This is a genomic window from Nocardia acididurans (genome assembly GCF_016741815.1).
Taxonomy (GTDB): Bacteria; Actinomycetota; Actinomycetes; order Mycobacteriales; family Mycobacteriaceae; genus Nocardia; species Nocardia acididurans.
Genome location: NZ_JAERRJ010000005.1, coordinates 189,643 through 196,385, shown reverse-complemented (window position 1 = coordinate 196,385; position 6,743 = coordinate 189,643). Strand labels below are relative to the sequence as shown.

Annotated in this window: 5 protein-coding genes; 2 read left to right on the top strand and 3 right to left on the bottom strand. The window is 68.4% G+C overall.

The window, feature by feature from the left end; translation table 11 throughout:
• The first annotated feature begins 93 nt into the window (after positions 1-93).
• Positions 94-309, top strand: a complete 216-nt coding sequence (locus JK358_RS14185) for an MbtH family protein (protein WP_201947709.1) — start codon at positions 94-96, stop codon at positions 307-309.
• 476 nt (positions 310-785) lie between these two features.
• On the opposite strand, the gene JK358_RS14180 is transcribed toward JK358_RS14185, so the two are convergent.
• Positions 786-4,007, bottom strand: coding sequence for an ATP-binding protein (locus JK358_RS14180; protein ID WP_201947707.1), 3,222 nt, complete (start codon positions 4,005-4,007; stop codon positions 786-788).
• 377 nt (positions 4,008-4,384) lie between these two features.
• Between JK358_RS14180 and JK358_RS14175 the strand changes: the two genes are divergently transcribed.
• Positions 4,385-4,681 (top strand): hypothetical protein, encoded by a 297-nt coding sequence (locus JK358_RS14175; protein ID WP_201947705.1) that lies wholly within the window; start codon positions 4,385-4,387, stop codon positions 4,679-4,681.
• A 76-nt stretch (positions 4,682-4,757) separates the two neighbouring features.
• Here the strand turns inward: JK358_RS14175 and JK358_RS14170 are convergent, their stop codons facing one another.
• Together JK358_RS14170 and JK358_RS14165 are read right to left on the bottom strand one after the other, a co-directional pair.
• A complete protein-coding gene (locus tag JK358_RS14170; RefSeq protein ID WP_201947704.1) occupies positions 4,758-6,020 on the bottom strand; it encodes a TetR/AcrR family transcriptional regulator in 1,263 nt (420 codons plus the stop codon).
• Positions 6,021-6,088: 68 nt separating this feature from the next.
• Positions 6,089-6,736: an Rv1363c family protein gene (locus tag JK358_RS14165; RefSeq protein ID WP_201947701.1), complete on the bottom strand. Its 648-nt coding sequence runs from the start codon at positions 6,734-6,736 to the stop codon at positions 6,089-6,091.
• Between the last annotated feature and the right edge of the window lie 7 nt (positions 6,737-6,743).

The following is a 6,743-nucleotide window of genomic DNA, read 5'->3' as shown; positions in this document are numbered from 1 at the left end:
AAAGCGATATATTCACATCTTGATTCGGCGGGGCGGGACACACGGCGACGATCGTCGCCACACCCCTGCCGATTCGGAACGGAAGGCAATTCCATGAGCAATCCCTTCGACGACGAAGACGCTCAGTTCTACGTGCTGGTCAACGAGGAGTCGCAGCACTCGCTGTGGCCCGTGTTCGCCCCGGTTCCGGGCGGCTGGACCATCGCGCACGGACCGGCTCGACGGCAGGACTGCCTCGAGTACGTGGAGTGCCACTGGACGGATATGCGGCCCAAATCGCTCATCGAAGCGATGGCCGACACCGAATAAGCGTGCGGAACACAAGCTTTCGCAAACCAAGGGAAAGGAAAGAAATATGGAAGGCGTCGACATCGGGGCGATCATCACCCAGATCCTCACGTTCCTGAGCACCGGATCCACCATCAGCACCGGACCCAAGTAAATCGCGGTCCGCACCGGCACACGCACGACACAAGGAGTATCCCCATGGACAGCGGCAGCGGCATCGGCAACCTGCTCACGGCCATCGCGAACCTGATCAGCTCGGGTTCCTTCACCAGCGTCACCCCGGGTGGTCCCAACCCGACCCCGCTCATCTGAAAGAGGTCTGCCATGTTCAGTGGTAGCGCTGTGGACGACTTGATCAACAAACTGGCGACCTTGCTGGGCACCGGCTCGTCGTTCCACTTCCCGCCCACGGGAAGTCTCTGATTCGGTGCTGCCGGGCCGTCGGAGCACCTGCGCCCGACGGCCCGAAATCGGCTCGCGCTCAGTCTGTCTCGCGTTCAGACCGCGGTCGTGGCGTGACTGCCGCCGAGCTGCGGTAGCGCGAGATCCGCGAGCTCGGCGCGCACCCGCCGCATCAGTTCCTCCGCCGCGGCGTGATGGGCCGCCGCACCCTCGGCGTCACCCATCGCCGCCGCCAGCAGCCCGAGCACGGTGTCCATCGTGCCGAAGGTCGCGCCGGTCGACTCCAGTCCGACGATGGTGCCCGCATCCGGCAGCAACCGCCGGTACAGCGGTGCGAGATCTTCCGTGATACCCAGCGCCAGTGCGACATACGCGCGGCCGGTGTACTCGGCCGCGGGCGCGATCTCCGGTCGCAGCTCCGCGGTCGCCCGGTAGATCTCGCGCGCCCGGTCCAGCTCCCCGGCGTGCACCAGCGCCAGCGCATAGGCCGCACTGCCGAATCCCGGTGCCAGCGTGTACATCCGGTGCATCCGTTCCACCGGCTCGGCCGGCGTATCGCGCGCCCACGCCAGCGCGAGACTCGGTATCGCCCGGATCAGCCCGGCCTCGTCGAAGCCGAGGCGCGCCAGCTTGGTGTCGAGTTCCGCGTAGAGCCTTTCGGTTTCGGGCAGATCGCCGCGCAGCGCGGCCACCACCGGCGGGAAGCAGTCCATCAGGGCCATCAGCTGTGCCAGCTGGGCGTCGGCGGTGGTGAGCAGCGCCAGCTCGGCCTGCCGGAACGCCTCGCGCAGATCGACCGCGGCGAGCGCGCAGCGCATCAGCATGTAGTGCCCCACCGTCCGGAAATGGCTCAGCCCATGGGCATCCGCGACGGTGAACAGCTCGTGCGCCAGCGCGGCATCCTCGGCCGCGGTGAACCGGTTGACGATGCCCGCGGCGATGGCCGTGCACAGCAGCTCGGGATCCTCGCAGGTGCGCGCGACGGCCAGCGCCTCGTCGGCGAAGCGCCGGGTGCGCCCGGGAAACCGGTAGTCCCCGGCACTTTCGTAGGCCGCCACCGCGAGCAGCCGCACCCGATCGGCGTCGCTGACTTCCCCGGCCAGGCACTCCACCACGGCGTGCACCAGGCGGTGTTCCGGATCCCGCCACTCCAGCGCCGGATACAGAATGGGCGCGCGCCAGCAGGTCAGCGCCCGCACCAGCAGGCCGGGTTCGCCGATCGCGCGGGCGAGTTCCACCGCGCGGTCGCGGGCATCTCGCGCGGGCACCCAGCGGCCCTGGTAGGCCAGCGCGTCCACCAGCGCGCACCGGGCCTCCAGGAGTGCGATCCGGTCGGGGTGGTCGGCGTGCGGGGTCGCGTGCCCGGCCATCTCGTGCATCTCGATGACCGACTGCCACAGCCGCGCGGTATCGGCGGTCATCCCGCGGTCGGCGCTGCGCCGCGTCGCCTCCAGCCCGTATGCGATGGCGCGCGCGGCGGTTTCGGGTCGCGCTCCGAGCAGCGCGTGATGCGCGAGCATATCCGGATCCCGGGCCAGGCCGGGGAAGTCGTCGGCATGCCGCTCCAGCAATTCCAGTGCGGCCCAGTGCATCCGGACCCGGCGCAGGCGCGGGATGCCCAGATACACGGTGTCGTGGATGAGCGCGTGATCGAAGGTGATGCGCCCGGTGCGGTCGGTGCGTACCAGCGCCGCCACCTCGGCCTCGGCGATCAGGTCGATGAGATGGTCCTCGGGAATCGCGCTGGTGCGGCTGAGCAGCCGCAGATCCGCGCCGTCGCCCCAGATGGCCAGATGGCCGAGCGCCGTGGCCACCTCGGGGCTCAGCCGCCGCAGCCGCGTGGTGATGAGTTCCCGGATCGAATCCGGCACATCCTCGCGGTCGCCCGTGGTGCGCTGCGCCGCAAGCAGTTTGGCCATCTCCCGCACGAACAGCGGGTTGCCGCCGGTCCGGGTGTGCAGCAGTTCCAGGGCCTCGTCGGTGATCTCCTCCAGTCCGGCCGAGCGGACCAGTTCCCGGGTGGCCGCGAGATCGAGTCCGGTGAGCTCGAGCCACTCCCCGGTGCGGTGGGCGAGCGCGGCGGCGGTGGCGTGCAGGTTCTGCCCGGCCTCCGATCCCCGCAGGGTGATGGCCAGCAGCACCGGTTCGTCGCGCAGCCAGTTCACCACCTGCCGCAGTACCTGGAGGGTGGCGGTGTCGGCGCGATGCGCGTCCTCCAGCAGAATCGCGACCGGTCCGTTGGCGGTGCGCTGCTTGCACAGTGTCACCACGGTTCTCGCGATGGTGAAGGCGTCGCCGCCGGCGAGCTTCTCCGAGGCCGCCGGATCGAGCGCGGTGAGCACCTCCGCCCAGGCCCACGCGGGTGGCGCGCCGTCCACCTCGGGGCATCCTCCGCGCAGGAAGGTCCACGACCGCGCACCGAGTTCGGTGAGCGCGGATTCGGCCAGGGTGGTCTTTCCCGCGCCCGCCTCCCCGGCGATCCAGACGATTTGCAGATGCCCGGCTTCCGCGTCGGCGGCAGTTTCCCGCAGCACGGTGTGCTCGTCGGTGTATCCGCTGTTTTCCCGGATTCTTCGAATTCGCACCGCGGGCGCGGGAGTGCTGGGAACCCCCGCGCCGGCCAGCGTTTCGGAGTGGCTGAGGATGGCCGTCTCTAGCTCGCGCAGCGCCGGACTGGGGTCGATTCCGTATTCCTGGTCCAGATATTCGCGGGAGCGCCGCAGCGTGGTGAGCGCCTGGGCCTGCTGGCCGATCCGGTATTGCGCGGTGGCGAGCAGCCGGGCGATTTCCTCGCGTTCGGGATGGTCGTCGAACAGGGCGCGCAGTTCGATGCCGACCTCGGTGGGCCGGTTGAGTTCGAGTTCCACCTCGGCGCGTTTCTCCGTGGCGGTGAGCCGCAGATCGGTGAGCCGATCTGCTTCCTGTGCCGCCCAGCCGAATCCGGTGAGCCCCTCGTAGGCCGCGCCGTTCCAGTGGGCCAGCGCGGTGTCGAGGAGCTGGCGGCGGGCCGCCGGATCGGGCAGTCCGGCGCGCAGCCGCTCCTCGTAGTCGCGCAGGAGCGATTCGAACTGCCAGGCGTCCACGGCCTCGGGCGCGAGTTTGAGTGCGTAGCCGGAGGATTCGGAGATGAGGTAGCGCGAGCGGGCCCGGCGCGGGCGATCCGGTTCGATGATCCGGCGCAGATTGTGGATGTGCACCTGGAGCACCGAGGCGGCGGTGGGCGGCGGATTGCCCTCCCACAGATCGTCGATGAGCCGATCGGCGGTGGTGGCATAACCGCCGGCGGCGACCAATCGCGCCAATACCGCGCGCAACATGGTCGCTCCTAATCCGACCGGTCGGTCTTCAACAATCAACTGAATCGGACCGAGAACGTGTACTCGCGGTTCCGCCATGATCCGCTACAACCTCCGTGCCGATACGAGCGTGCGAGCGGCGAAGAATCGGTTGCCGAAAAACCGAATTATTCCACCGCATACCCGCCGCAACGGGGGGAAGTCGTGGCCGAATTCGACTCGCCCACTCCGCTTCATGCGTTGGCGAATGATTGGCAAATATATTTGCTCAGAAGAGACGTCATAATCCGCACGAAAGTATCCCGGAAGTCGGTCGGCGAATACTTTTCGCTACCGACACAGTGAAGGGATTGGCAATGGTGACGGGTGTGGCGTCCGCCGAACAAGAAGGATCTGCCATGGGGTCGATCGACCGCTACGGAGTGTGGTCGACCCTCTTCGTGCAGTTGCTTGCGGATTGCTATCACGTGGAGAGGAACACCATGAGCCGAAGTGACACGGTCGAGCCGCACACCATCGGTCTCTACTGGGACCGTGACGGTGACATCTGGCAGCGCGAGGACGCCGGCTGGCGCCTCATCCTGCAGAGCGGAGTCGCCGTCGATCCGATCTCGCTGTGGGAGTGGGACAACGGACACGTGCGCGACTACGCCCCCTTCACGCCCGTGTCGCTGATCACCGCCGCCGGCGGATAGTCCGTGCCCGGCTGTCCGGCCGATCCGGCGCGGTGAGGCCGGGCGCGCAAGGTCCCGCGCCCGGCTGCAACCCCCGTCAGACGGTCTGTGCGGGCACGCCGAACAGGGTGACCTCCATGAGGCGAATCACCCTGTCCTGCGGGCACATGCGCAGATCGTCGTGGAACGCGCGGCCCAGATCCACCACCAGACCGAAGGCGGCCTGCACCAGAATCCGCGCCTCGCCCTCGGACAGTTCCGGCCGCACCGACACCAGCAGCCGCACCCACTCGGCCACGATGAGCCGCTGCACATTGCGCAGCATGGTCCGCTCCTCCGGCGAAACATGCCCGAACTCGGCGTAATACACGTAGGTCAGCTCGCGCTCGGCGAACGAACCCGCCACATAGAGATCGACCAGCTTGGTCAGCGCCTCGGCCGGACTCGACGAGGACGACACCGCCGGGCCGATCGCCCCCGACACCCGATCGGCCGCCCGCCGGAAGGCCGCCGCCAGCAGATCGCTCTTGCTGCGGTAGTACCGGTACACCGCCGACGCCGCCGACAGATCGGCCGCCGCGGCGATGTCCTCCACGCTCACATTGGGATAGCCGCGCTGGTGGAACAGCTCCACGGCCTTCTTGAGCAGCAGCTCGTGCTTGAACGACTGCGGAATCTCCACCGCCCTCGGCGCGGCGGCATCGGTGCCCGGCGGCGGCAGCTCGGCCGCGATCAACGACCGCAGGGCCGAATGCAGCAGCGCGGTCAGCGATTTCACCGGCAGCGCGGCGTGGTGGTCGCCGATGCTGCTGACGATGCTCAGGATCGCCACCGCCCGCACCGCGCGATCGTGCCCGTCCAGTTCCGGCCGCACATCCTTGATCAACTCGCGCAGACTGTGCAGCGCCCGCGCGAACTGATCCTCCAGGGTCTGCCGATCGGTGTCGTCGAGGTAGCGCTGCTCCCACCGCACCAGCGTGACCGTGGCCCGATTGGCGATGGTCTCCGCGATCACCTTGTCCAGCACGCGGTGCAGCCGCTGCTCCGGGGGCAGCCCCTCCGATTCCGGCGGCGGCGTGCACGATTCGACGGTGAGCGTGCCCAGCCGCAGCAGTTCCTCCCGGAACAGCGCGTATTTGCTCGGGTAGTGCCGATACAGCGCGGCCGAGGAGATGCCGAGCCGCGCGGCGATATCCTCCATGCTCACGCCGTGATAGCCGAGCGATCCGAAGGCCGCGGCCGAGGTGGCGGCGATCTGCGCCCGCCGATTCTTCGGGCGGCGGCGGATCACGCGCTGTTCGGCGGGCTGCGGGGCGTCGTCACGGGTGGTGCCAGCGGGGCGACGCTCCTCGACATTCATATCGGCAATGGTAGTCACCAGGTCGTTTGCGGCCGTGCCGGGTTGGCGGGCCGGTGACCTCCGGCGCGTCACTGGGTGGCCTGCTGCGCCATCGGCGAGTTGACCCGATTCACCAGCCAGCGATCCCCCTGCTTCTCCAGCCGCATCACCATGGACAGCTGGCCGGGGGAGGGCTTGTTCTGGGTACCCAGACTGGTGATGGTTTGCCCGATGACCACAATGGCTTCCGCCGACGTGGCATCCGCGGTGCGGATACCGCACTGGACATCGGTGGCCTGCGACACCACCTGCCCCTGCGTGAGCACCTCGCGCAGATCCCTACTGGTGGAGTCGAACTGGGTGCGCCAGTCACCCGTGGCCCCCTCCAGCACCGCCGTGAAGTAGGCGTCCAGATTCTTCGCGTCATAGGTGGCCAGCAGCGGCGCGTAGGTGCACGCGGCCGTGCGAGCCTCCTCCCTGGCATCGATCAGCTCCGTGCTGTGCTGGTTCTGCACGAAGAAGTACACACTCGAGGCAACGGCCGCACCGACGATCGCGGCGGCCGCCGCCCGCACCGCCACCTTCGCCCGCCCACCGAGCGCCGGCACCGTGAAACGCCTCCCGCGCTCCGGATCGTCGGATGCCTCCTCCGTTGTTCCGGCAGGCTCTCGGCCGGAATCCACGCTGCCGGTGACCTCCGCGTCATCCGTGTCCTTGTCTAGCTCGACCCCACTCATGGTTGCG

Excerpts from the sequence above, each read along its gene's own strand:
- JK358_RS14185 (WP_201947709.1), top strand. The coding sequence starts at position 94 with ATGAGCAATCCCTTCGACGACGAAGACGCTCAGTTCTACGTGCTGGTC.
- JK358_RS14180 (WP_201947707.1), bottom strand. The coding sequence starts at position 4,007 with ATGTTGCGCGCGGTATTGGCGCGATTGGTCGCCGCCGGCGGTTATGCC.
- JK358_RS14175 (WP_201947705.1), top strand. The coding sequence starts at position 4,385 with ATGGGGTCGATCGACCGCTACGGAGTGTGGTCGACCCTCTTCGTGCAG.
- JK358_RS14170 (WP_201947704.1), bottom strand. The coding sequence starts at position 6,020 with ATGAATGTCGAGGAGCGTCGCCCCGCTGGCACCACCCGTGACGACGCC.
- JK358_RS14165 (WP_201947701.1), bottom strand. The coding sequence starts at position 6,736 with ATGAGTGGGGTCGAGCTAGACAAGGACACGGATGACGCGGAGGTCACC.